This is a genomic window from Desulfomonile tiedjei (assembly GCA_016212925.1).
GTDB lineage: Bacteria > Desulfobacterota > Desulfomonilia > Desulfomonilales > Desulfomonilaceae > JACRDF01.
The window spans coordinates 1-2,490 of the sequence record JACRDF010000042.1; the positions used below are offsets into that span (position 1 = coordinate 1).

General features: G+C 53.1%; 4 protein-coding genes. 3 read left to right on the plus strand and 1 reads right to left on the minus strand.

Annotated features, from left to right (window positions below; translation table 11 throughout):
• The coding region (locus tag HY913_17630; protein ID MBI4965099.1) for a hypothetical protein at positions 1 to 250 on the plus strand (250 nt) is incomplete at its 5' end.
• Positions 251 to 413: 163 nt separating this feature from the next.
• Positions 414 to 860, plus strand: a complete 447-nt coding sequence (locus HY913_17635; protein ID MBI4965100.1) for a DUF192 domain-containing protein — start codon at positions 414 to 416, stop codon at positions 858 to 860.
• 99 nt (positions 861 to 959) lie between these two features.
• Here the strand turns inward: HY913_17635 and HY913_17640 are convergent, their stop codons facing one another.
• The gene (locus HY913_17640; protein MBI4965101.1) at positions 960 to 1,199 is read right to left on the minus strand and encodes a hypothetical protein; all 240 of its coding nucleotides are present in this window, start codon (positions 1,197 to 1,199) and stop codon (positions 960 to 962) included.
• Positions 1,200 to 1,813: 614 nt separating this feature from the next.
• On the opposite strand from HY913_17640, the gene HY913_17645 reads away from it, so the two are divergent.
• On the plus strand, positions 1,814 to 2,302 hold the full coding sequence (locus tag HY913_17645; GenBank protein ID MBI4965102.1) for an Lrp/AsnC family transcriptional regulator: 489 nt from the start codon (positions 1,814 to 1,816) through the stop codon (positions 2,300 to 2,302).
• Positions 2,303 to 2,490: the final 188 nt, after the last annotated feature.

Below are 2,490 nucleotides of genomic sequence, written 5' to 3' on the forward strand. Positions count from 1 at the left end.
GACCGGCAATCTCGATTTCGTGTACGGGGAGATGCTCTACAGCCTGAGCGGCACCGAGGGCCTGCTCCGGGATAAGGCTTTTCCCTTGCTGGAATGCTATATCCGGCCGTTGTTTTCCCCCACCGTGGCCCTGGAATGCGGTATCCGTTATAAAACGAAAGCGGGAGAAGAACTTACCAGGACCTGTGAAGTCGTTCGCACGGATGTGACCGGCTATATCTTGTTCACCGATTATCACCGTCCCCTGTGAGAGGGCTCTGAAAAAGAGACTCAGGCGTAAACTCCTGACGGGGTGAAAAGGGGAAAGGGGGAAGAGGGGAAAAGGGAAAAGGTCATTGCGGTGATTCCCTCCTTCGCCTTTTTCCCCTTTCCCCTTTTCACCCTGCCTCACGCCCTTAAATTTTTCTCTTATAATGATGAAACCGCACAAATTAATTACCATACTCTGGTTTTCGCTCCTGTGCCTCTGGCCCGGGCTGCTCTGCGGGGTGGAGGTCTCCGAATACGGCAATCCCTTCGCCTGGGTGACGGTGGGCCAGGTGGGGGTGAAGGCTGAGGTGGTCCGGTCCCCGGGCAAGGTCTACCTGGGCCTGGGGCACCGCCGGGAGCTGCCTGAAGGCCGGGGCATGCTCTTTATTATGCCCCGGATGGAGGTGCAGAATTTCTGTATGCGGGGCATGCAATTCCCCATTGACATCATCTGGATCACCCAGGGGAAAATCGTGGGGATAGAAAAGAATGTCTCGCCCAAATTCACCGGCACCCTCTGCTCCCCCCAGCCGGTGAATTATGTCCTGGAAGTGCCCGGCGGATTCTCGGACCGCCACGGTATTAAAGTGGGGGATGCGGTGAGCTGGTAGCCGGCAGTTTGGAGTTAGCAGGAAGCAGTATAAGAGAAAAATAGGGTCTGTCCCTAATTTTCCCTAATATCTCTTTAAGAACGGGGACAGACCCAGTTATTATTTTCTCAATTCTTGGGCTGTGAAGTCCGTCATGATCTCTCGCATGGTCTCATCAGAAAGCTCAACCGCTGCGAAATACCCTTCAGGATAAAGGTAATCCTCACCTGATTCGTCAATTACCCTGACAAAATGATTTTTTTCCGCCTCCGGGTCGGGCAGCTTAACGTAAAGCTTACGCTTCTCCAAAGAGGCCGGATAATCATCATTGCGAATGCAGATAACGAATGGCTGTTTCATGCGCTTAACCTATAAATCGCTTAATTTTGAATTCCTTCTTGCCGATACCTGTTGCTTCATACCAATGAAGTTCAACCCGCCATTGCGAACCATCCGTTAAGCGAACCGTGGCAATACCTTTGCGTTTGCGCCAACGCCCTCTGCCATAAACTTTAATAAGCCGGGATAGCTCTCGGATTCCACGGCCCGTCGCGAACGTCTCTATTGAGATTGGCTCACCGATAATTTCAAAATGCATGCCGCGACCGTAGCCTTGCCGTACCTTTTGTCAAGTATTTGGTTAACTAAAAACTATATATACTTTATCAAAAAAAATAAGAGAGTGTTTTAGGAAATAGGGATAGACATTTATTTTTTTAAAATGCCTGCATCCAATCCCATCCCTAACTCGGCAGTTAAGCCAGTACCAAAGGCTTCACGCCGAAGGGACACAGAGAAAGTTCCCGTGCCCCGTTTTTAGGTCTCGAGCAGGTCTTCGGCTTGTCCTCTATAAAGAACGCCCGGATTTCCGTAGTGGTAGGTCCCCGGCCTGCTTCCAGGAAAGATGATGCCCCCTCAATCCTTGCCAACCCGGTTTTCCTGTTTTATATTGCCCTGATAAACGGGGTATGCGCATGTTGACGGACCTGGAAGAAAAAGTCATCCTGGCTCTGCAGCGGGACCTGGAGGTTGTGCCCCGCCCCTTCCTGGAGGTGGCGGAGCAGTTGGGGGTGACGGAAGCAGAGTTGCTGGCCGCCATCCGCAGCCTCATGGAGCAGGGCTACATCCGTCGCTTCGGAGCCACCCTGCGCCACCAGCAGTCCGGCTATGCCGCCAACGTCCTGGCGGTCTGGCGCGTGCCGGAGAGCGAGGTGACCGCCATCGGCAAGAAGCTGGCCGCCTACCGGGAGGTATCCCACTGCTACGCCCGGCCCCCGGCCCCCACCTGGCCTTATAACCTCTATACCATGATCCACGGCAAAACCCCGGAGGACTGCACCTTGACCGCGGCCCGCATGGCCGCGGAAACCGGGCTGGCCGACTACCAGATGCTGTTCAGCGAAACCGAACTGAAGAAAACCACCATGCGCTATTTTAAAGAGGAGGAGGGTGGGGGAGGGTAACTGGAGTGAGCAGTAAGCAGTAAGCAGTAAGCAGTGAGCAGTGAGCAAAAAACAGATGACCAGCCCCTCTTGAATGACGGGTATTTTGAGTCCCCTTTTTTAAAGGGGTATTTAGGGGGATTATCAAGCGCTTATCCAATCCCCCCTACCCCCTTTTAGAAAAGGGGGGTAAACCCTGTTTAAATCTC